The 21,237-nt window shown below is 67.7% G+C and carries 22 protein-coding genes and 3 pseudogenes; 16 read left to right on the top strand and 9 right to left on the bottom strand.

The window, feature by feature from the left end; all coding sequences use genetic code 11:
• Positions 1-375 (top strand): nucleotidyltransferase domain-containing protein (locus ACFZDL_RS46835; protein WP_391194564.1); only part of this gene is annotated, 375 nt, incomplete at its 5' end.
• A 238-nt stretch (positions 376-613) separates the two neighbouring features.
• On the opposite strand, the pseudogene ACFZDL_RS46830 reads toward ACFZDL_RS46835, so the two are convergent.
• Positions 614-967 (bottom strand): annotated as a pseudogene (locus tag ACFZDL_RS46830) (GNAT family N-acetyltransferase); the annotation flags it as partial.
• 12 nt (positions 968-979) lie between these two features.
• On the bottom strand, positions 980-1,546 hold the full coding sequence (locus tag ACFZDL_RS46825; protein WP_353597248.1) for an integrase core domain-containing protein: 567 nt from the start codon (positions 1,544-1,546) through the stop codon (positions 980-982).
• 126 nt (positions 1,547-1,672) lie between these two features.
• Between ACFZDL_RS46825 and ACFZDL_RS46820 the strand changes: the two are divergent.
• Both ACFZDL_RS46820 and ACFZDL_RS46815 read left to right on the top strand, forming a co-directional pair.
• Positions 1,673-1,807 (top strand): annotated as a pseudogene (locus tag ACFZDL_RS46820) (integrase); the annotation flags it as partial.
• Positions 1,808-1,818: 11 nt separating this feature from the next.
• Positions 1,819-2,706, top strand: a complete 888-nt coding sequence (locus ACFZDL_RS46815; protein WP_391194559.1) for a transposase — start codon at positions 1,819-1,821, stop codon at positions 2,704-2,706.
• A gap of 282 nt (positions 2,707-2,988) precedes the next feature.
• Here ACFZDL_RS46815 and ACFZDL_RS46810 read toward each other — a convergent pair whose 3' ends face one another.
• Positions 2,989-3,948, bottom strand: a complete 960-nt coding sequence (locus ACFZDL_RS46810) for an asparaginase (RefSeq protein WP_353597247.1) — start codon at positions 3,946-3,948, stop codon at positions 2,989-2,991.
• Between the two features lie 223 nt (positions 3,949-4,171).
• Between ACFZDL_RS46810 and ACFZDL_RS46805 the strand changes: the two genes are divergently transcribed.
• The 8 genes and pseudogenes from ACFZDL_RS46805 (at position 4,172) to ACFZDL_RS46770 (ending at position 12,066) form a co-directional block, all read left to right on the top strand.
• Entirely contained in the window at positions 4,172-4,837 is a 666-nt protein-coding gene (locus ACFZDL_RS46805; RefSeq protein WP_353597246.1) for a GntR family transcriptional regulator, read from the top strand.
• Between the two features lie 122 nt (positions 4,838-4,959).
• Positions 4,960-6,432, top strand: coding sequence for a Na+/H+ antiporter NhaC (gene nhaC / locus ACFZDL_RS46800; RefSeq protein ID WP_353597245.1), 1,473 nt, complete (start codon positions 4,960-4,962; stop codon positions 6,430-6,432).
• Between the two features lie 182 nt (positions 6,433-6,614).
• A pseudogene (locus tag ACFZDL_RS46795) lies at positions 6,615-6,852 on the top strand (M20 family peptidase); the annotation flags it as partial.
• 273 nt (positions 6,853-7,125) lie between these two features.
• On the top strand, positions 7,126-8,088 hold the full coding sequence (locus ACFZDL_RS46790) for an ABC transporter substrate-binding protein (protein ID WP_353597244.1): 963 nt from the start codon (positions 7,126-7,128) through the stop codon (positions 8,086-8,088).
• A complete protein-coding gene (locus ACFZDL_RS46785; RefSeq protein ID WP_353597243.1) occupies positions 8,088-9,044 on the top strand; it encodes an amino acid ABC transporter permease in 957 nt (318 codons plus the stop codon). The genes ACFZDL_RS46790 and ACFZDL_RS46785 overlap by 1 nt, the downstream gene beginning before the upstream one ends.
• Positions 9,041-9,805 (top strand): amino acid ABC transporter ATP-binding protein, encoded by a 765-nt coding sequence (locus ACFZDL_RS46780; RefSeq protein WP_353597242.1) that lies wholly within the window; start codon positions 9,041-9,043, stop codon positions 9,803-9,805. Before ACFZDL_RS46785 ends, ACFZDL_RS46780 begins: the two co-directional genes overlap by 4 nt.
• Entirely contained in the window at positions 9,802-11,016 is a 1,215-nt protein-coding gene (locus tag ACFZDL_RS46775; RefSeq protein WP_353597241.1) for a M20 family metallopeptidase, read from the top strand. Before ACFZDL_RS46780 ends, ACFZDL_RS46775 begins: the two co-directional genes overlap by 4 nt.
• Positions 11,017-11,193: 177 nt before the next feature.
• Positions 11,194-12,066: a MurR/RpiR family transcriptional regulator gene (locus ACFZDL_RS46770; RefSeq protein WP_353597240.1), complete on the top strand. Its 873-nt coding sequence runs from the start codon at positions 11,194-11,196 to the stop codon at positions 12,064-12,066.
• 357 nt (positions 12,067-12,423) lie between these two features.
• Here ACFZDL_RS46770 and ACFZDL_RS46765 read toward each other — a convergent pair whose 3' ends face one another.
• The 6 genes from ACFZDL_RS46765 to ACFZDL_RS46740 all read right to left on the bottom strand — a co-directional run bounded on the left by ACFZDL_RS46765 (position 12,424) and on the right by ACFZDL_RS46740 (position 17,072).
• The gene (locus tag ACFZDL_RS46765) at positions 12,424-12,858 is read right to left on the bottom strand and encodes an integrase core domain-containing protein (protein WP_353597239.1); all 435 of its coding nucleotides are present in this window, start codon (positions 12,856-12,858) and stop codon (positions 12,424-12,426) included.
• A gap of 109 nt (positions 12,859-12,967) precedes the next feature.
• Positions 12,968-14,065, bottom strand: a complete 1,098-nt coding sequence (locus tag ACFZDL_RS46760; protein WP_391194553.1) for an integrase core domain-containing protein — start codon at positions 14,063-14,065, stop codon at positions 12,968-12,970.
• 441 nt (positions 14,066-14,506) lie between these two features.
• Entirely contained in the window at positions 14,507-14,815 is a 309-nt protein-coding gene (locus tag ACFZDL_RS46755; protein ID WP_353597287.1) for a helix-turn-helix transcriptional regulator, read from the bottom strand.
• Between the two features lie 17 nt (positions 14,816-14,832).
• Positions 14,833-15,258: a PIN domain nuclease gene (locus tag ACFZDL_RS46750; protein WP_353597286.1), complete on the bottom strand. Its 426-nt coding sequence runs from the start codon at positions 15,256-15,258 to the stop codon at positions 14,833-14,835.
• Positions 15,255-15,455, bottom strand: a complete 201-nt coding sequence (locus ACFZDL_RS46745; protein ID WP_352133401.1) for a hypothetical protein — start codon at positions 15,453-15,455, stop codon at positions 15,255-15,257. Before ACFZDL_RS46745 ends, ACFZDL_RS46750 begins: the two co-directional genes overlap by 4 nt.
• A gap of 438 nt (positions 15,456-15,893) precedes the next feature.
• Complete coding sequence (locus tag ACFZDL_RS46740; RefSeq protein WP_353597285.1) at positions 15,894-17,072, bottom strand: IS481 family transposase; 1,179 nt, start codon at positions 17,070-17,072, stop codon at positions 15,894-15,896.
• Between the two features lie 200 nt (positions 17,073-17,272).
• Between ACFZDL_RS46740 and ACFZDL_RS46735 the strand changes: the two genes are divergently transcribed.
• From ACFZDL_RS46735 to ACFZDL_RS46715, 5 genes are all read left to right on the top strand, one after another.
• Complete coding sequence (locus ACFZDL_RS46735) at positions 17,273-17,524, top strand: hypothetical protein (RefSeq protein ID WP_353597284.1); 252 nt, start codon at positions 17,273-17,275, stop codon at positions 17,522-17,524.
• On the top strand, positions 17,521-18,234 hold the full coding sequence (locus ACFZDL_RS46730; protein ID WP_353597283.1) for a tyrosine-type recombinase/integrase: 714 nt from the start codon (positions 17,521-17,523) through the stop codon (positions 18,232-18,234). Before ACFZDL_RS46735 ends, ACFZDL_RS46730 begins: the two co-directional genes overlap by 4 nt.
• Positions 18,227-19,021 (top strand): SpdA protein, encoded by a 795-nt coding sequence (locus tag ACFZDL_RS46725; protein ID WP_353597282.1) that lies wholly within the window; start codon positions 18,227-18,229, stop codon positions 19,019-19,021. Before ACFZDL_RS46730 ends, ACFZDL_RS46725 begins: the two co-directional genes overlap by 8 nt.
• Positions 19,022-19,696: 675 nt before the next feature.
• A complete protein-coding gene (locus ACFZDL_RS46720) occupies positions 19,697-20,575 on the top strand; it encodes a hypothetical protein (RefSeq protein WP_353597281.1) in 879 nt (292 codons plus the stop codon).
• Between the two features lie 154 nt (positions 20,576-20,729).
• A complete protein-coding gene (locus ACFZDL_RS46715) occupies positions 20,730-21,086 on the top strand; it encodes a site-specific integrase (protein ID WP_353597280.1) in 357 nt (118 codons plus the stop codon).
• Positions 21,087-21,237: the final 151 nt, after the last annotated feature.

Raw genomic sequence — 21,237 nt, 5'->3', positions numbered from 1 at the left:
CGCGACCTGGACCTGATGCACCGCAAGAGCCAGGAACCGGCTGTCGTGGCGGCTCTCGCGAATGCCGGATTCGCCGAGACCCTCGACTGGCGCCCTGTGCGGTTCGTCGTCACCGACCCCCATGGTCGGGAGATCGATCTTCATCCTCTGATTTTTGCTGCGGACGGATCCGCTGTGCAGGCGTCACCCGACCCTGAGCACCCGTTCGTCTATCCCGCCTCGTGCTTCGTCACCGGCATGATCCTGGGGACCACCGTCCCGTGCCTGTCGCCGGAGCAGCAGGTCTACTTCCACCAGGGCTACGAACCGGCTGATCACGACCGTCACGACATGGCCCAACTCCGGCAGGCATTCGGCATCGCCACCCACTTCTGACCAGCTCTCCAAGGGCACCCTCCCGTCGCGTCGAACTTGTCCCACTTCGGCAGCACCTTGCACGAGTTCGTCGGAACAAGTGCGCTTTACTGAAACTCTCGTTCGAAGCGATCGCGACGTACGGGCCTACGAACTGCTGCCCCCGCTTGACAGTCCCAGCGGGGCGTGGCCGTATGCGACCGGGGCCGCCGCGTCCAGGCCGCGTCGCCACGTACCGGCGGGATGTCGCAGGTGTCGGTCAGTGGCAGGCGCGGACCATCACAGTGAGGACCGGCGAGGCCGGTGACGGCTGGCTCTGCCCGATGTCCTCGTACCCCCACGACCTGTACAGCACGTGGACCTTTCCGTCCCCAGCGGCTGGGTTGACCATGAGTGTGACGTACGGCTCGTCGCGTGTGGCGAGGAGGGCGTCGTGGATGCGCCGGGCAGTGCCGGTCTTCCTCCAGGCCGGCCGGACACCGATCTCCTTCAGGGCCACGGCCGGTCGCTCGGTGTACTTGTCGGCCGGCTCGGGACTGGTGCGCTGCCGGTAGCGGTCACCGTGCTCGATGGTGTTGCCATAGGCGTAGCCGATCGGATGCCCTGAAGGGTGTCAATATTCCAATTAGGCTGCTGAGCTGGGCGTTTCCTGTGGATGGTGAGGCGGTCGGGGTGGCGTGGTGTGGTATTCGTTGAGCAGTCCGCCGAGTACCTGCTTGCGCCTGACCGTGGCGGCGGGCAGGGGGATGGCGTTCGGGTCGTCGTCGGGAGCTCGTAGGCCGAGGCTGCGATGGGCCCGTCCCGCGTTGTAGTGCTCCGCGTACATGGTGAGGACGGTGCGCAGATGTCGTTCGCCGGTGACGAGGAGGCGGTCGGTGCATTCGGCGCGGGTTGTGCGTATCCATCGTTCGGCGAATGCGTTGGATCGGGGACACTGCGGCGGCGTTGGGATGACGGCTGTGCCGTTGCCGGCGAAGACGGCGTCGAACGCGGCGGTGAACTTGCTGTCCCGGTCACGGATGAGGAACCGGAAGCACCCAGCGCTGTCGCCGAGGTCCATGAGCAGATTGCGCGCGAGCTGAGTGACCCATGCGCCGGTGGGACGGGCTGTGACGCCCAGGACATGGACGCGCCGGGTGGCGATCTCCATGACGAAGAAGACATAGAGACGCTTGAGGAAGACGGTCTCCACATTGCGCTTGCCGAGAATGTCATCCGCCCTGGTCCGAGGGCTGCACCTGGACTGGCGGTCGTCGGCCTCGTCGCTGGAGTCGGTGCTCTCGCGTAGCCGGTAGCCGGCGCGTCATGATGATCGACCGTGCTGCTGCGACTGGCCTACCTGGGGACCAACGCGTTCGCGTTGCTGCGTCTGTTGCCGATGAGCGGCCAGGACAAGGATGCGGAGATCCTGGCCCTCCGCCATCAGATCACGGTGATCGAACGCCAACTCGGTGGTGTGTCGGTGTGCGGCTGCTCATGCGTCCTGACACCGTGCTGATCTGGCACCGCGACCTCGCCAAGCGCCGGCAGCCGCCTTATCGCGGGCCCAAGCGATCCGGTCGACCTCGTACAGTACGGTCCATCCGGATTCTAGTGCTGCGGCTGGCGAGGGAGAATCCAAGCCGTGGTTACAGGCGTCTTCATGGCGAGCTGCTCGTGCTGGGAGTGGAGGTGGCCGCCTCGACCGTCTGGAAGATCCTCAAGGCTGCCGACGTCGATCCGGCGCCCGACCGGAGCTCCAGCACGTGGGCCGACTTCCTGCGCTCCCAAGCCGACGCCCTCCTGGCCTGTGACTTCTTTGAGGCGGTCACCCTGTCCGGCGCGCGGATGTACTTACTCGCGGTGATCGAACACAGCAGTCGCCGCATCCAAGCCCTGGGCGCCACCGCACACCCGACCACCTCCTGGGTAACCCAAGCGGCGAAGAACCTGGTCATGGACCTTGAGGACGCAGGCTGCCGGGCACGATTCATGATCAGGGACAGGGACGGGAAGTTCCCCGCCCTGTTCGACGCCGTCCTCGCCTCCAACGCCGCCTTCGAGGCCCTCGCCGACCTGCCGCTGTTGGTCCCGGTTACCAGCGAGGCCCACCAGGCAGGATTCCCCGCCAAGCGTCAGCACGCCCCCGCCGGCCAACAGGCCATGGCCGCCTGCCTCGCCACTCCATCCGGTCGGGCCCAGTACCGCCAGCGCAGTGCCCTGGTCGAGCCGGGCTTCGCCCGGCTCGACCAGCGGTTCGGCCGCCACCTCACTTACCGCGGCCGCCATGCAATGGACACCGAGATCAAGCTCCGCGGCACGGTCCACAACCTCAACAAGCTGCTCAGCCGCACAGCCAAAACTCGCTCTTGACCTTCACCAAGCGGAGGTTGCGCGACAGCCTCCCACCCGCCCCGCCAGGGCACCGAAACCCTCCCGCCCGGACCAGGACGGCTACCCGGCCGCAAGAACACGCAGCCCACACTTCGACACGACGTGCACACAGTCCGCACAGCAGACACGCCGAAACAGCGCAGGAGGAAGCCAACAACGCCACGGCCACGCCGCACAGGTTAAAGATCAAGCGAGTAGGATCCGTTGTCTGCGCATCGGATCGGCCGCCTCGCTCGGGGCGACGGCTGGCGATGACGATGACTACCCGTGGACAATTCGCGCAGCGCGTACCACGCCGACTGGTTTGCCATGTCCGAGGACGGGGGCAGTGGCGAGTTCGGTGAGGGTTTCGTCGGCGTCGGTGTCAACGCCGAGCCACCGTAGTGCGGCGATCATGACGACAGGGCGAGCTCGGGTGGAGCCGTCGGCGATCTTCAGGGAGATCGACGAGCCGTCGGAGAGTGCCATCGCGTAGACGCCTTCTGCGCCCTCCTTGGCGACCGAGCCGGGAAGTGCGCCCATGAGCCGGGTCACGTCCCGGCCGGTTCCGCCGACGTATGCGGCGTGTGTGTTCATCGCGAGGGCGACTCGCCGTTCCAGCGATCCAGGCCGGCTGGTCGCCAGCTTGGCGAACGCCCGGGCCAGGCCCCGGTAGCCGATGGCGAACAGTGGCGCTCCGCAGCCGTCGACGCCGGTCGCGGCCACCTTTTCGCCGGCCAGGTCTTCGATCGTCTCGCGCAGCGCGTGCTGGAGCGGGTGGTGCGGGTCCCGGTACGTTGTCGTGTCCCAGCCGTTGGCAACGCAGGTGGCGAGCATCGCGGCGTGTTTGCCCGAGCAGTTCATCGTCAACGGACTCGGGCCTTTGCCCTCGGCAAGGTGGGCGTGGAGGGCGGCTTCGCCGATGGGCAGAGCGGCCGTGCATTGCAGTGCTCCGGCGTCGAGCCCGGCGTCTTTGAGGATTCTGCGCACACCGTCGAGGTGGAAGGCTTCGCCGGAGTGGCTTGCACAGGCCAGTGCCAGCAGTTCGCCGTCCAGGTCGAGTCCGGCGCGCAGCATGCCGAGCGCCTGAAGGGGCTTGGCGGCCGACCTGGGGTACATGGGGCGGTCCGGCTCGCCGACGCTCAGTACGGTTTGCCCGTCCGGCCCGGCCGCGTGGACCGTTCCGTGGTGCACCGATTCGAGGAAGTCTCCTCGCCAGACCTCCGCCACCACCGCGTGCATAGCGCGGCTCCTTCCTGTTCGGCCGTGCCGGCCAGCGAGCTGAACTGTTAACAGTTACCACTTTGCCACCGCCCGTGTCGATTGCGTGGGGGTATTGACAGACTCCGTTCAGTGCCTGTGCACTGTCGAATGTCAACACTTCCCGCTGCAGTCGGCAGCGGCAAAACGCATTCGTGGCCGTGGCGAATCACCAGCGGTCAGCCTGAACGGACGGACGGCGCACATGCCCGACACCCTTGAGCGCGGCCTCGCTGGCCAGCTCGTGGAGACGCTTCGCGAACGCCTCCTGAGCGGTCAGATCCCCTCCGGAGCCCGAATCAACGAGGTCGAGATCGCCCGCGAGTTCAGCATCAGCAGGGGCCCCCTGCGCGAGGCGATCCGGCAGCTGGTCAGTGAGGGCCTCCTGGTGCATCGCCCCAACAAGGGCGCTGTCGTGTTCGAGGCCCAGCCGGACGAGATCGATGCGCTTTTCGAGCTGCGCTCAGCACTGGAGACCGCTGCGGCACGGCTGGCCGCCGAACGGCGCGACCACAAGGACATCGCCGCGCTGCGCCGGGCCTGCGAACGGTCGAGGAAACTCCTCGCCGCGGGCCGCGAGTTTGCGCACCGCATGGACCTCGACTTCCACCGTGCGCTGCTCGATGCGGCCCGCAGCCCTCGCATCGCCGAGCAGGTGTGGCGGGTGCATCAGCAGATCATCGTGGTGCGTAGCCGGCAGGACGTGTCCGCGTCGCACACCGACGCCTCGCTGACCGACCACGACCAGATTGCGGACGCCATCGCCGAGGGTCAGGTCGACCGTGCCGCCGAACTGATGGAACTGCACCTTGACCGTGTACGGCTGCAGATGATCACAAGCATGACGGACAACGACACCCTCCGCGGCTGACGACCCCGCCCCGGCACCGCCACTCTCCCCCACCGCTCCCCACCCCTCCTTACCAGCCCTCCCTTTTCCCATGCCCTCGCACCCGGCTGCCGGCATGTCCGGCTTTAAGGAGCACCGTCCCCATGTCCGAAACGCCCGTCGTCGACGTCGCCGAGGCGTCGCCACGCCGCCGCCCGCGCCGTACACCGACACTGTTCGAGGCGGCCCTGCCCATCGTGCTCATGCTGGTGATCGTCGTCCCCGGCTCGATCTGGCTCAGACTCAACCCGGTCGTCCTGCTGATAGCCGCCGCCTCGTGTGCGGGGATCATTGCCTGGCGATTGGGGGTGACCTGGGAGGAGATGCTCCACGGCATCCGCGAGAAGATCGACTCGGCGATGCCGGCGCTGCTCATCCTCGTCGCCATCGGCATGCTCATCGGCACGTGGACGCTCAGCGGCACCATTCCGATGATCGTGGACTTCGGACTGCGGGTCATCCAGCCGTCCTGGATCGTCCTGGTGGCGTTCCTGATCACCATGGTGGTCTCCACGATGACCGGTACCTCGTGGGGCTCGGTCGGCACGGTCGGTGTCGCGCTCATGGGCGTCGCCGCGGGGCTTGGGGCATCCCTTCCGATGACTGCGGGCGCGATCGTGAGCGGCGCCTACTTCGGCGACAAGATGTCACCGCTGTCCGACACCACGAACCTCGCTCCGGCGGTGGCCGGCTCCACGCTCTTCGAGCACATCCGCCACCTCTTCTACACCACCCTCCCTGCGGCCGGAGTCTCGGCGGTCCTCTACTTCGTCCTCGGCCTGACGCAGCACATCGACGGGCACGCCGCCACTGGCTCGGACGCCCTGCTGACGGTGCTCAACCACGCCTTCGACTTCAACATCCTGCTCCTTCTGCCGCCCCTGGTGGTGCTGGCCGGCGCGATGGCGAAGAAGCCCCCGGTGCCGACGATCGTGCTGTCCTCGGCGGTCGCGGCCGTCCTGGGTATGGCCGTTCAGGGCTTCACGATCCACGACGTCAGCGACGCCGCGTCGACAGGCTTCAACGTGACGATGCTGGCCGGGCACGGCGTCGACCCCTCCCATCTGCCCGATGCCGCCGGCGTCCTGCTCAACCGTGGCGGGATGACCTCCATGGCGCAGACCATCCTCATCGGCCTGGTCGGCTTCGCGCTCGCCGGGATCCTCACCGAGGCGGGCTGCATGGACGTCCTGATGCGCCGCCTGCTGCAGCGGGTACGGCGCACCGGGGGCGTCATCCTGGCCACCGCAGTCTCCTCGCTCGGTACGGCGATGGCGATGGGCGTGTCCTATCTGGCGATCCTGATCCCCGGCCAGGCGTTCAAGGACGTCTACCGAGAGCGTGGGCTCGCCGCGAAGAACCTCTCGCGGACGCTGGAGGACTCCGGCACGGTGTTCGTCCCGCTGGTGCCGTGGACCGAGGCGGGGATGTACATGTCGACGACGCTGGGTGTGGCGACAGTCGCCTACGCGCCATATGCGTTCCTCAACTACCTGGGTGTGGTGTTCGCGATCATCTGCGGCTTCACCGGATTCGGCATCGCCCGGATCAAAACGCCGAACAACGTCGCGAAGTAGACATCGAAGGCCATCGTCCTCCCGGCTCGTCAGGCGCGGCCTCGGTGAGGCGCTCGTGCAGCGCGGATCTGGAGCAGCGAACCGCCTGCCGCAGCCATGCCGACGCGGTCGGCGCGATGACCGCCTGGGACGGGTGATACCCGTCGGTGGCGGCCGGCCGGGCCGGCGTCGACCACCAAGGGGTCGACCTCGCCTGCGAGGTCGCCCGTGAACAGGGCCGCGACCTGAGGGTCACCGCCCTCGGCGGCGCGAGCGACACCTCTGTCGGCGCCGCCCTAGGCCTGCCCGTACCGTGCGGCATGGGCGCCATCGGCGACCGCTGACGCCCGGGACCCGTTCATCTACCCGTACACGGTGCCCGCGCAGACGGCACTGGTCGCCGGACTGCTGGGGCGGCCGGCGGCACCACTGCGCAGCTGAGCGACGGCGTCCTGGCAGATCGGCCGCGGGATTGCAGGGGGCAAGGGGCGCCGACGCCTCCAACCCGCAGAGCGGTGCGCTGATGGCCTCGTGCCGCGGCGCCGGTGCGACCGAGGTAGTCGGCCCCGATGTGCGTGCGGGGGCGCTGGGCATCGCGTTACCCGGATGTAACGGTTGATACATCTATGCATCTCATCGAGTCGGATGTAATGTCCCAGTCATTCGACGGCCGCCCGCGCCGTCGCCCATCAGCCCGTCGAGAAGGACCTGACCGTGAAGCCGACCTCCTCCAACCGCCGCACCATCGTGGCGGCCATGACCTGCGCGACCGCCCTGCTCACGCTGTCCGCCTGCTCCGCCAGCAACGACGACGGCGGCACGCAGGCGGCCGCCGGTGGAAAGGTCACCATCGCCGGCAAGGTCGTCCAGCAGGACGCCGCGCTCCACAAGCTCCTGCCGGACGCCGTCAAGAAGTCGGGCATCGTCCGTGTGGCGACCGACATCCCCTACCCGCCCTTCGAGATGTACACCGCCGCCGGCAGCACGAAGATGACGGGCCTGGACTACGACCTCGGGCAGGCACTCGGCGCCAAGCTCGGCGTTCGCTTCACTTTCTCGGCGCAGAAGTTCGACGGCATCGTGCCGGCCCTGCAGGCGGGGAAATTCGACGTCGCCATGTCCGCGATGACGGACAACAAAGCACGGCAGCAGGTCGTCGACTTCGTCGACTACACCCAGTCCGGCTCCGGCATCATGGTCGCCGACGGCAACCCGGAGAAGATCACCACGCTGGACGACCTGTGCGGGCGAAAGGTCGCCGTCCAGGCCGCGACCAACCAGCTCAAGCTCCTCACCGCCCACCAGGCGGACTGTGCCAGGTCCGGCCGAGGCAAGGCCGACATCCAGACCTTCCCCAAGGACTCCGACGCCCAGCTGGCTCTCAGGTCCGGCAAGGTCGTCGCCGACGTGCTGACCAAGCCGGCTGCGGGCTGGACCGCCAGGACCGCCGACGGCGGCAAGGCCTTCGACCTCGTCGAGGACCCCAAGGCCCCAGCCGGCTACAAGGCCTCGCCCAACGGCATCGCGGTCAGCAAGCGGCTGCCCGAGCTGACCGGTGCGATCCAAAAGGCCCTGCAGGCACTCATCGACGACGGCACGCTCACCAAGATCTGCGACAGGTACGGCGTCGGCTCGATCGCGGTCGACAAGGCCACCCGGAACGCGGCGGTGGACTGATGCGGACCAGCACACAGCCACTGCCGCACACGGCGGCCGAACAGCCCGCGGCACAGGATCTCGAGGTTGTCCCGGTGCGCCACTACGGCCGCGCGGCGGCCGCCGTCGCCGCGACCGCGGCCCTGGCCGGACTGATCGGATCCCTCGCCCGGAACGCCAACGTCCACTGGGACGTGGTGGGCCACTACCTCTTCGCCGGCCTGATCTTCGACGGTCTGGGAACCACCTTGTGGTTGACGGCCGCCGCCATGGTGCTCGGTCTCGGACTGGGCACCCTGATCGCCGTCATGCGTTTGTCGGCCAACCCGGTGCTCTACGGGCTGTCTTCCCTGTTCGTGTGGTTCTTCCGCGGCACCCCACTGCTCGTGCAGATCATCTTCTGGGGCTACGCCGCAGCCCTCTACAAGTACGTGTTGATCGGCATCCCCTTCACCGACATCACCTTCTTCCGGGCCGAGACCAACTCCCTGCTCACACCCTCGGTCGCGGCCCTGCTCGCCCTGGGACTCAACGAAGCGGCCTACGCCAGTGAGATCGTCCGCGCCGGCATCCAGTCCGTCGACGCCGGACAGGCCGAGGCCGCGCACTCGCTGGGCATGCGGCCGGCCATGACCATGCGCCGCATCGTGCTCCCGCAAGCGATGCGGGTCATCGTCCCGCCGATGGGCAACGAGACGATCAACATGCTCAAGATGACCGCCCTCGTGTCGGTGATCGCCGCCCACGATCTGATGTCCAACATCCAGGACGTCTACGCACAGAACTACCAGGTCATTCCCCTGCTGGTGGTGGCGAGCATCTGGTACCTGGCCCTGGTGAGCGTACTGAGTCTCCCGCAGGCCTGGCTGGAGAGGCGCTACGGCCGCGGTAGCGCCGGAGGCGGCCCCACCTCGCCCCTGCAGCGCATGTTCGTGGGGGCCGCCGCGGCCCTTCGCAGGAAGGAGGGGGGCCGATGAGCGCTCCCATGGTTCACGCCGAGGGTGTGCGCAAGCACTTCGGCCGACTGCAGGTGCTCCAGGGCATCGATCTGACCGTGGAGCGCGGGCAGGTATGCTGCCTGCTCGGCCCCTCGGGCTCCGGCAAGTCGACGTTTCTGCGCTGCATCAACCATCTGGAGAAAGTCGACGGCGGACGCCTGTCCGTCGACGGGCAGCTGGTCGGCTACCGCCAGGACGGCAACCGGCTGTATGAATTGCGCGAGCGCGAGGTCGCCGAGCGTCGACGCGACATCGGCATGGTCTTCCAGCGCTTCAACCTCTTCCCCCATATGACGGCACTGGAGAACGTCGTCGAAGCCCCGGTCAGGGTGGCGGGCGTCAGCCGCGCCACCGCCCGAGAGGAAGCGGTCAGGCTGCTCGACCGGGTGGGGCTCAGGGACCGGGCCGACCACTATCCGGCCCAGCTGTCGGGCGGCCAGCAGCAACGTGTGGCCATCGCGCGCGCCCTGGCGATGAAGCCGAAGCTGATGCTCTTCGACGAACCAACCTCCGCGCTCGACCCGGAACTGGTCGGCGACGTGCTGGAGGTGATGCGACAACTCGCGGACGACGGGATGACCATGGTCGTGGTGACCCACGAAATCGGCTTCGCCCGGGAAGTGGCCGACACGGCCGTCTTCATGGACGGCGGCATCGTGGTCGAGGCCGGCACGCCCGCCAAGGTACTGGTCGACCCCGAACACGAGCGCACCCGCGTGTTCCTGTCCAAAGTCCTGTGACCGCCGCGGTACGCCGACGCCCCCGCGCCGCCGCCCTGCTTGCGCTGGCGGGCGACCGGGAACCCGGCTTCGTGAACGACCTGGCCGAACTGGTGGGCATCGACTCCGGCTCCTACAGTCCCGACGGGGTCAACAGGGTCGCGGACTGGGTGGACGACCGGCTCACGACTCTGGGCTTCACCGTGGAGCGGCTCTCGCTGCCCGCGACCGCCGACGGGCAGCGCGTCGGTGACATGCTCGTGGCCCGCAAGGCAGGTACCCTGTCCGCCGCGCAGGGCGGGCGCCGGGTGCTGCTGGCGGCCCACATGGACACCGTCTTCGAGGACGGCACCGCCGCGCAGCGGCCGTTCACCACCCGGGCCGGGCTCGCGCACGGTCCCGGGGTCTGCGACGACAAGGGTGGGCTGCTCGCCGGTCTCACCGCCCTCGACGTGCTCGCCGAGGCGGGCGTGGACGCCTACCGGGAGCTGGTGTTCCTGGCCACGCCGGACGAGGAGATCGGATCCCCGGCCAGCCGTCCGGTGACCGAGCGGATCGCCCGAAAGAGCGATGTCGCCCTCGCCCTGGAGTGCGCGCGGGAGAACGGAGACCTGGTGAGCGCCCGCAAGGGCGTCGCGGACTTCCGCGTCACCGTCACCGGCCGGGCCGCACACGCCGGCATCGAACCGGAACGTGGAGCCAACGCCGCCTTGGCCGCGGCCCACCTGGTCGTTGCGCTGCAGAGCCTCAACGGCCGATGGGAGGGGGTCACAGTCAATGTGGGGATGGTGCGTGCAGGCACCCGGGCCAACATCGTCTGCCCGGAGGCAGAGCTGCGCCTGGAGGTCCGCTCGGCCACCGCGTCGGGCCTCGATGCCGCACGTGACGCCATCGAGACCGCGGCATCACAGCCGGGTGTGGCCGGCACTAGCGCGCACGTCGAGCAGCTGGACTTCTGTCCCCCCATGGAGCACACTCCCGCCGCCCGCCGGCTGCTGGCCACGGCATGCGAGCTGGGGACCGAACTCGGCCTGCCCGTCCGTGCCACCACCACAGGCGGCGTCGGCGACGCGAACCTCATCGCCGGGGCGGGCATACCCGTGCTCGACGGGCTGGGCCCCGTCGGCGGCGCTGACCATTCCCCCGAGGAGTGGCTCGACCTGGGCTCTGTGCAGCGGCGCGTGGCCCTCCTCGCCTCACTCATCGCAGCGGTGGGCGACGGCCGCACCTGACGGCCGGTGCCCGGTGCTCCGCGACGCACGCGGCTCGTGTAAGCCGACGGCGGTGGTGCCCGGGCAGGACGCCGGTGCGCCGACCCTCCTGATCGGCGCACCGGCCACGGGTTAGGCTCCTCTGACGTCGACCGCGCTCCACCCGGTCCGAACGCCGCGGGAAGGAAGACTGACAAAATGGCCACTGGCGTGCTGGCGGACCAGATCCGCCACAAGCTCGGCGAACTCAGTCCGGCCGAACGCAAGGTCGGGCGCGTGCTGCTGGCCGCCTACCCGTCCGCCGGCTTCGAGACCGTGGCCGCCATCGCGGAGCGCGCGCAGGTCAGCGCCCCCACTGTGCTGCGGTTCGTCTCCCGCTTCGGCTTCCGCGGCTTCCCCGACTTCCAGGCGGCGCTGCGCGCGGAGCTGCAGGAGCGCGACGCCTCGCCGTTGTCCCTGTACGACGCTCCCGCCTACGGCCGTCCCATGGAGGAGGGAACCGACCAGGGAAGCCTGCTCGACCGAGTGGGGAGGATCTTTCCGAGCGAGGTGGCCAAGACGCTGGCTGAGCTTCCGCCGCATGACCTCGACCATGCCGTCCGCCTCCTCGCCGACGCCAAACTCCGCGTCACGCTCGTCGGAGGCCGTTTCACACACCTGCTCGCGCAGTACCTCGGACTGCACCTGATGCAGCTGCGGGAGGACGTGCGGTTCCTGCCCGACCGCAGCGTGGAACGCACCGCTGCCCTGGCCTCGCTCGGCCGCCGTGACCTCCTCGTGCTCTTCGACTACCGGCGCTATGAGGCAGACAAAGTCTCGATGGCCGAACTGGCCAGGGCGCAAGGTGGAAAGGTCCTGCTCTTCACGGACACCTGGCTCTCCCCGGTGGCCGGCCGGGCCGACGTCACGCTGCCCTGCCGGGTGACGGCACCCTCCCCCTACGACAGCCTGGTGCCAACCCTCGCGGTCATCGAGACGGTCGTGGCCGCAGTGGTGGACGCTCTGGGCGAAGCCGCCCACGACCACCTGCGCCGCGCCGAGGGCATCGCCCAGAACATCGGCCTGGTATGACGTGAGCCGGTGCGGGCGGTGTGTGCGTCACCTTCTGACACCAGGCCGAGCACGCAGAGTGCGGCACCGGGCCTATCGACTACAGCCGCCTCGGTCTGGCGGGGCTGATCTTCCGGCCACGCCGCCAGTACGCCCGCATGGGCAAGAGCCGTTTCTCGCCGACACAATCACCGGGTCAGTCGGGGAAGGCGAAGCCGCAGGCACGGGCTCAGTAATGCGTCACAGCATCACCAACCCGTGCCGCCCACCGCATGTCACGATTCGCCAGCGGCCCGAGTGGCGTAGGACTTGGCAACAAGCTCCTCCACCAGCCTCCTCTTCGCTGCCGAGTACCCCTGAAGGGTGTCAATATCCCGATCAGGCTGCTGAGCTGGGTGTTTCTTGTGGATGGAGAGGTCGTTGGGGTGGCGTGGTGTGGTACTCGTTGAGCAGGCCGCCGAGTAGCTGTGGCCGTCGGACTACGGCAGCAGGCAAGGGGATGACACTCGAGTGGTCGTCTGGGGCGCGTAGGTCGAGGCTGCGGTGGGCCCGCCCGGTGTTGTAGTGCTCGGCGTACGTGGTGAGGACGGCACGGAGGTGCCGTTCGCCGGTGATGAGGAGCCGGTCGGTGCATTCGGCGCGGGCTGTACGTATCCATCGTTCGGCGAATGCGTTTGACCGTGGGCTTTGCGGCGGCGTTGGGATGACGGATGTGCCGTTGCCGGCGAAGACGGCGTCGAAGGCGGCGGTGAACTTGCTGTCCCGATCGCGGATGAGGAACCGGAAGCACCCAGCTCTGTCTTCGAGGTCCATGAGCAGGTTGCGGGCGAGCTGGGTAACCCATGCGCCGGTCGGGTGGGCGGTGACGCCCAGGACGTGAACGCGCCGGGTGTGCCCTCGCCGGAAATCTCATCCGTGCAGGTCACGCTGCATGTTGATATGCGTGGAGGACGCCGCCGAGGCGATCGTGTCGGCGTATGTCGAGGCGGGCTAACGCGTCGGGATCGTCGATCGGTGGGGGCAAGGGGTGCAGTGGCCTGGCGTTCGCGATGGCCTGGTGTGGCCTGTGTGCGTTGTAGAACTGCTCGAACTCGCGCAGGGTGTGGAGGAGATGTCGTTGGTTCCAGATCAATGTCCGGTCCAGGAGCTCGCGGCGACAGGTCTGTATCCAGCGCTCCGTGATCGAGTTCATTCGTGGCATCTGGATGCCGCTGAGCACGACGTCGATCCCTGCGTCCTTGAGGACGGCATCGAAGAGGTCGGGGAACTTCCCGTCCCTGTCCCTGATCATGAACCGTGCGCGGCAGCCGAGGTCTTCGAGGTCCATGACGAGGTTTTTCGCCGCTTGCGCTACCCAGGAGGCGATCGGATGCGCGGTGGCGCCCAGGATGCGGATCCGGCGACTGCCGTGTTCGATCACCACGAGCACGTACATCCGTACCCCAGACAGCGTGACTGTTTCCATGAAGTCACAGGCCAGCAGGGCGTCAGCCTGAGCGCGAAGGAAGGTGGCCCAGGTGCTGGAGTTCCGCTCGGGTGCTGGGTCGATGCCGGCCTCCTTCAGGATTTCCCAGACGGTGGAGGCGCCCACCTTCACCCCCAGTACGAGGAGCTCGCCGTGTAGACGCCGGTAGCCCCAGCTCGGGTTCTCCTTCGCCAGGCGCAGCACCAGGATGCGGATGGAGCGCACCGTGCGTGGTCGTCCAGGGCGTTTGGGCCGACAGGACGTGGCATGGCGGCGTGCGACGAGGTCGCGGTGCCAACGCAGTACCGTGTCGGGGCGTACGAGCAGCCGTGACCTTCGCAGGACGTGCCGTGGTAGCCGGTGCAGCAGCGCCGCCAGGAATGCCCGGTCGCTCGGCGTGAACCGGACTTTTTGCTTGTTGAGTTGGCGTTCCAACACGGTGATCTGGTGGCGCAGGGCGAGGATCTCCGCGTCCTTGTCCCGGTCGGTCATCGGCAGCAGGCGAAGCATCGCGAACGCGTTCGACACATCCAAGTAAGCCAGTCGCAGCAGCACGATCGATCATCATGACGCGCTGACAGCAGCTGCGCCAGAGCGTCGGATCGAGCGACCGCGGCCAAGATTTCGGGAACCCGAAGAAGCGGTCCCCACCAGGGCGGATGAGATTTCCGGCAAGGGCAGTCCTCCGTGGTTGATGAGGCGCTCGGGGTGACATGGTGTGGTACTTGTCGAGCAGTCCACTGTGTACTTGCTGGAGCCTGACCGCGGTGGCGGGTAGGGGAATGGCGATCAGAGCATCGTACGACGCCTGCAGGCCCAGGTTCAGGGTTGCCTGAGGCAGACGAATGGCCCAGCAGCAGAGAACAATCCAGTGGGTGGTGATGTTGGCGATCAGGTCCGGCGAGGCCTGACGTCATACATGCCGGCCAGGTGGGAGCGGATGTTGCGCACCGACATGCCGCAGGCGTACAGGTGTGAAGGCGACCTGTGTGGGTGTCAGCTTTCTGTGGTGTGTGGTTGGGGCCATGTTGTCTGGGTGGCGTGGTCGGGGAAGTCGGCTCGCAGGGTCAGTTCGCCGCCGAGGGCGGTGATGTAGGCGGCCATGGTGTCGATCTGTGGGGTGCTGGCTCCGTTTTCGATCTGGGCGATCCGGGCCTGGCTGACTCCCAGTTCCCGTGCCAGTGCCCGCTGGCTCATTCCTCGGCTGCGCCGGGCCTTTTTCAGGAAGGTTCCCCAGACGTGGGTGGCGGTCTTCTCGGGCGATCTCGTGTCCGTGTGCTTGGCCGGGTGTGTGGTGTGGTCCATGGTGGCCGTTGTCCTTGTCAGTCGACGCTGCCGCGTGGGGCGATCCACTGGTGGGGTTGTCCGGTCACTTTGGCGATGGTTTCGAAGTCCGCGTCGTAGTGCAGCAAGGTCAGTCCGCATAGTTCCGCGGTGGCGGCGGTCATCAGGTCGACCGCTCTTGGTCCCTGGTGCCAGCTTGTAGCGACGAGGAGGTCTTGCACCTGCCGGGCCCGGGTGAGAGCACGATCGGGCACAGGGGTCCAGCCGAAGGCGTCATGGAGGTAACGTTCCAGTACGGCCCGCTCGTCGCGGCCGCCGGTGGCGCGGACCAGTTCGAGTTCAGTGATCTCACACACGCTCACGCGGCCCTCGTCCAGGACGCCCGCCCAATGTCGTTCCACGGCGGGGGTGCGGAACAGGCGGTTGCAGGCGCTGGTGTCGATCAGGTAGTGGGACGCGCTCACGCCGGGCGGGCCTCGCCGAAGGCGCCGCCCTCACCCGCGAGTTCGCTCAGCCGCTGTCGGGCCGCGCGACGCTGGTAGATCGCACCGACCGCAATATCCACCGCCTTGGCCACGACCTCGGCGTCATCCTCGGTGTGCAGGAGCTGCTTGGCCTCGGCGAGGCGCTCCTCGTCGATCTCAATGGTGATCTTGGCCATCGTGTCCTCCCTGAAAGCCTGGGCACCCTCACAATGATAACAAATCCCTTATCGGTGGTGCTGGCGCAGGCGTCTCGCGGTCGACGTCAAGGCGCCTCGGCTGGGATCCCCCGCGTCGGCTCCCGTGGACGGGGGAGGGGAGCTCGGGTCCGCGCGGCCAAAGTCGCCGGACCGCGGTCCGCGTCACTCAAAGGAGGGATACGCCGCCCGACTGCGCCCCGGCGGCGCCGACTGGCGCGTAGTGTGCGGGGCGCGTACTTCTTGGGCTTCGTGCGGCGGCGTATGGCCCTGAACGGGTTACTACAGCCTGATGCGGGTGGTTGCAGAGAGTGGTCACTGGGCTGGGGGTCAAGGGGTTGCAGGTTCAAATCCTGTCGTCCCGACGGTGTGATGTCGCAGGGCATCGGAATGACCCCGAACCCACGATTTGGTTCGGGGTCATCGTCGTTGTGGGCCGGGTGGGCGGCCGGTTGGCTGGTAGTCGCGGCTGGGGTCGATGGTCAGGTCGCGGAGGAGTTCGCCGGTGACGGCGTTGACGATCCGGACGTCGAGGTCGTTGACCAGCATGATCACGTGGGTTCCGGCGTGGGTTCGTCCGACGCCGATGTGGTGGAGGCGTCCGGCCAGGCGGAGGGTGACGATGCCGGATTTGTCGATGCGGTCGTGGCGGATGCGGGTGTGGGTGTCGGCGTCGCGGCTGTGGGCCGGTAGGGCTTTGGGCCGGGTGGTGTAGACGGTGGCGGGGGTGGCCCGGTGGGGGCGCTGGTGGTTGTAGGCGTGGGTGAACCGGTCGATGAGGGTTTGCAGCTGGGGGAGGGTGGTGGGCTGGTCGGGCTGCGCGCGGAGCCAGTTCTTCATCGTTTGTTGGAAGCGTTCGATTTTTACGCAGGTGGTGGGGTGGTTGGGGGCGGAGTTCTTCTGGGTGATGTGCAGGCGGCGCAGTTCGTGTTCCAGTGCGTTGCGGCCGCCGCGGCCGCCGGAGAGGCGGGTGGTGAACACCATGCCGTTGTCGGTGAGGGTGGAGGCCGGGATGCCGTGCGTGGCGACGGCTTGGCGGAAGGTGTCGAGGACGATCGGGCCGGTCACCCGTGGCCAGCAGGTCACGTGCAGGGCGTAGCGGGAGCAGTCGTCCAGCCAGGTCAGGATCTCGGTGTCGGTGCCGGCCTTGTCGGTGAGGCGGTGGTGGGTGAAGTCCGCCTGCCAGGTCTCGTTGGGCAGCTCGGCCTGGAAGCGGATATAGGACGAGCGGGGCCGCTTCCTGGGCGCGGGAACGACCAGGCCGTGGGCGGTCAGATGGCGGCTGATCGTGGCCCGCGACACGCGCAGATGGTGATGGTGCTGAAGATGCCACGCGATGGTCTCCGGCCCGGCGTCCAGACCCTGCTCGGTCAGCTCCTTGCGGATGCGGACGATCACGTCGACGGTGTCCGGGGCGAGCGCGGTGGGTGAGGTCTTGGGCCGCCTCGAGCGTGGCTCGAATGCCGCCTCGCCCTCGGCTCGGTAGCGGGCCACCAGACGGCTGACCCAGCCCTGCGACACTCCGTAGGCCCGCGCGACCTCGCCCTGGGTACGGCCCTCTACGACGACAGCAGTGATCACCAGACGCCTCTTCGACATCGCCAGACCCTGCCCCCGTGGCCATGCCGATGTCTTGAGACACCCCATTCCGATGTCCTGAGCGAGCACACTGTCGTCCCGACGGTGCAGAGGGTTCTCGCAGGTCAAAGCCTGTGAGGGCCCTCTTTTCGCGCTCCGGATCCCGACGTCGAGGTCGAGCATCCCACTCACCGACACCTTGACTCGGAGGCTTTCCGCCGATGCCGCTTCTGGACCTCGACAAGATCACCACAGGGCTCTCCAAGACCTGGGACGGGTTCCTGCGCGACTGGGACCGCTCCCTGCGGGCGGGCAACTACCCGGAGACCACCCGCTACAACTACCTGCTGGCCGCAGCCCAGCTCGCCCGCTACCTGGCCCAGCACGCCACACCCGACCTCGACGCCGAGGACGCGGCCGATGACCCGACCGAGGTCACCCGGGGCCACGGGAGGCCTTCCAGGGGTGGATGATCGAGACGCGGTCGGCGTCGACCGCGCTGAACAAGCACAAGGGGCTGCAGCAGTTCTTCAAGTGGCTGATGCTCGATGAGGAGGAGATCGAGCGCTCGCCGATGGAGCGCGTGCGCCAGCCCAAGACGGTGAAGAAGCTGATCCCGGTGATCCGGGACGAGGACACCAAGAAGGTGCTGGCCTCCTGCAAGGGCAAGGCGTTCCTCCAGTTGCGGGACGAGGCCATCATCCGCCTCTACTACAACACCGGCGCCCGCCTGTCGGAGGTCGGCAACCTCACTCTGGACGACCTCGACCTGACCACCGACTCGGTGCACTACCACGGCAAGGGCAGCCGCGACCGCCGGGTGCGGTTCGGCCCCAAGACGGCGCGGGCGGTGAGCCGGTATCTGCGGGCCCGCGCCAAGCGCAAGGGCGCCGAACTGCCGGACCTGTGGCTGGCCGAGCGCGGCGGGCGTCGGCTGGCACCCAACGGCATCAAGATCATGCTCAAGCGCCGCGGCCTGTCCGCGGGGGTGACGGGGGTGCATGCGCACCGGTGGCGGCACAACTTCGCGCATGAGTGGAAGCGGGGCGGCGGTGACTCGGGTGACCTGATGCTGCTGATGGGCTGGGTCTCGGAGGACATGCCCCGTCACTACGGGGCCAGCGCGGCGGCCGAACGCGCCCAGGAAACCCACCAGCGGATGGGAATCGGCGAGAATGTCTGAACCCTTCACCCGCAACACGCCGGAGCCTGAGGGAACGTCGGACAGTGCGGCCACGGTGCGGGCGGTGACCGGCATGATGGCGGCGGTCGTCAGCCTGACGTTCCTGTTCGGGTTCGGCAACGTATGGAATCTGGCGCTGCGGCTGGGCGTGCCGCCGTGGGTGGCACCGCTGGTCGCGCCCGCGGTCGACCTGTCCATCCTCGGCCTGCTGCTGGGCATCCGCTACCTCGCCCTCCACGGCGCACCGGTGGAGCAGTTGCGTCCGGCACGGCGGCTGCTGGTGCTCTCCAGCGGCATGACCCTGGCACTGAACACAGCCGACCCGTTGGTCGCGGGCGCCTTTGGGAAGGCGGCCTTCGATGCGGTCGGCCCCGTTCTCCTGATCGGATGGGCGGAGGTCGGGCCCGGGCTTCTCCACGCACTGGCCACCACCAGCCAACGCGGGCTGGCGTCCCGTCAATCCGTGACGCCGGAGTATGGACAAGGCGCCGGTCAGACGGCGGTGCCCCTGAACGACGGCCGGGCCACGAGTTCTTCCTCCCCATCTACGGCAGGGACAGAACGGCAGGGTGATGGTGATGATCTGCTGGAGCGCGCCCGGCAGGAAGACGCCCGTCACTGGGAGACCTACCAGCGGCCCATCTCCGCGGAAACGCTCCGCAAGCGGCTGCACGTCGGTGCGGCACGGTCACGCATGCTGGTGACAATGATCCGCACCGACACCTCCTCCCAGCGCACCGACCAGGCACAGAGCGCCGGGGAAGGACCTGGGCAGCGGGAAGCGTGAACGCCGGCTGGCGGTGTCCTGCTCGGGCCTGCTTGAGCGCGGGTTTCAGTTGTCGGCTTGCCGTGCTGACAGGTGGAGGAGGATGTCGCGGAAGACGGCTGTCTGGGCTTTGGCGATCTCCTCGCCGAGCTCACCGGTGGCCAGCTCGACCCTGAACTCCATCCTGAGAGGGCCGCTGCGCCCCTCGCCCGGGACCGTACATGCGGCGAGGGGCGAGCCTTCCTCGGTCCGGCCGGGGTGCGGGCTGTGCTCGCGAGTGGGTTCGTCTCTGTGGTGCTGATCCGTTTTAGCCACACCCACCACTTACCGCGTAACAGAGCATCGCGGGCAGTAACGGTGGGAATTGCCAGTCGATGTGGTGAACGACTCGATCCGGCTGACACTCCCGATCGAGCCGATGTGTGCAGGCGAGGCGACAGGCAGAACGGCGGGAGTTGACGGCGTGGCGTGGGGTGCCTCATGCAAGGAAGCGGGTGCATGCCTAACGGAGAAATAGTGTGCCAAGCGAGTCTGCGCAGCCAGAAGCAGGCGAACAGCCACAACAGCGCGGCTCAGCAGCGAGTGCGATCGAACCCTGCGCCGTCGGCGTCATTGACGACCTTGTTGGAAGCCGCCGGAGGTTAGTGCCCCCGGCAGGACTCGAACCTGCGGCGCGGCTCGTGGGTTGAGCCGGTGTTGTCCGGGATGACGGGCGGTGGGTTTCAAGATGGTGGGTCGTTCGGCCGTGGCGGGATCGACATCGCTCAGCTTGATCGCCAGGCGCGTGTGTGCGGTGTGAACCCGATGGACTCGACGAGGCTGATCGAATTGGCCTCGGTCGGCGTTGCGGCCCTGGCGTGGCGGGAGAGTCCGGTGGAGGACTGGCACGCGGCTCAGGACGGCATCGGACAAGCCGAGATGATGCGTTTGAACGCCGCTGCCACTCGTACCGCCCGTGATCATTTGAGGGCTGAAGCCGGGGTTGATCTTCCGCTGGAAGGTGCCCACGTGCCAAGCGGAGGCGCTGCCTCGATATTCGCTTCACTGCCCCGGATGCTGGCTGATCCGCAGCGCGGTCTTCCCGATGGCTGTGTGCTGCGTGACCTGGCGCCTGACGCTGGCGCGTGGGAAGAATTCGAACGGCATGTCTGCGCGTATTGCGGCCGGTGGGCTGGCTTGGAGACCGCATACGGGCTTCGGCCTGTGCTGGTCCTTCTGGCCTGTCACGCCGTAGGACGCGTCAGGAAGTGGTGGCTGCTGCCGGACTGGCCGGCCCGCGTACAGGAGTTCCTTCGACGACTGGACGATCCCGAGGCCTGGGACGACAGGCAGGTGGCTTACCATCTGCGGCAGCAGCCGCCTCCAGACACCGCTGACCGGTATGCCTTGGGGCAGCGGTTGCTCGACGGGCCGGACCGGTGTACTGCCGCGGCCGCCGACTACTGCCTACGAACTGGTCTTGGGTTGCTCGCGCCTTCGGACTACGGGTGGCCCGGCTACTCCCGACACGCGATGCCGACGGCCTGCCGCGCCCTCGTCGTTCCGCTAACCCCTCCAGACATGACACGGCGGTAGGGACTTCGCTCATCGCTGCCGGCCAGTCCCACGGCCGCCGTCCCGCCCGAGCACATTACGGCTTGTGAAAACAGATGATCCGGAAGTTCGTGTCCAAGAATGCGCTGAATCTCGGTCTTTTAGGGTGCAGGAGGAGGCCGACCGAGGAGAGCCAATGCAGCTCTTGGACCTGGACAAGATCACATTGGGTATGTCGGGAGCCTGGGCAGGGTTTATGCGGGATTGGGATCGGACGCTGCGGGCGGGGAACTATCCCGAAACCACCCGCTACAACTACCTGCTGGCCGTGGCCCAGCTGGCCCGATACCTCGGTGATCGTGGCCCAGGAGGCGAAGAGGGAACGCAGGATCCGGCAAACGTCACGAAGTCGCAGATCGAGGCATTCCAGGCATGGATGATCAGCAGCCGGTCAGCGTCGACCGTGCTGAACAAGCACAAGGCGCTGCAGCAGTTCTTCAAGTGGCTGACGGTCGACGAGGGGGAGATCGACCGTTCGCCGATGGAGCATTGAGGTTCCCCCGAGATGCGGGGAGAGGTGACAGCGGGTCAGATGGGTCTCAGGAGAGAAGACCAGACGATGCCTGCCCCGAGGAAGTACCCGCTGGAGTTGCGTGACCGCGCGGTCCGTATGTATCGCGCCGCCGAGCCGAAGCCCGTCATCC

The organism is Streptomyces sp. NPDC007917, from assembly GCF_042959105.1.
Classification (GTDB): Bacteria; Actinomycetota; Actinomycetes; order Streptomycetales; family Streptomycetaceae; genus Streptomyces.
The sequence above is the reverse complement of the archived record's forward strand: the minus strand, read 5'-3'. Positions and strand labels throughout refer to the sequence as shown.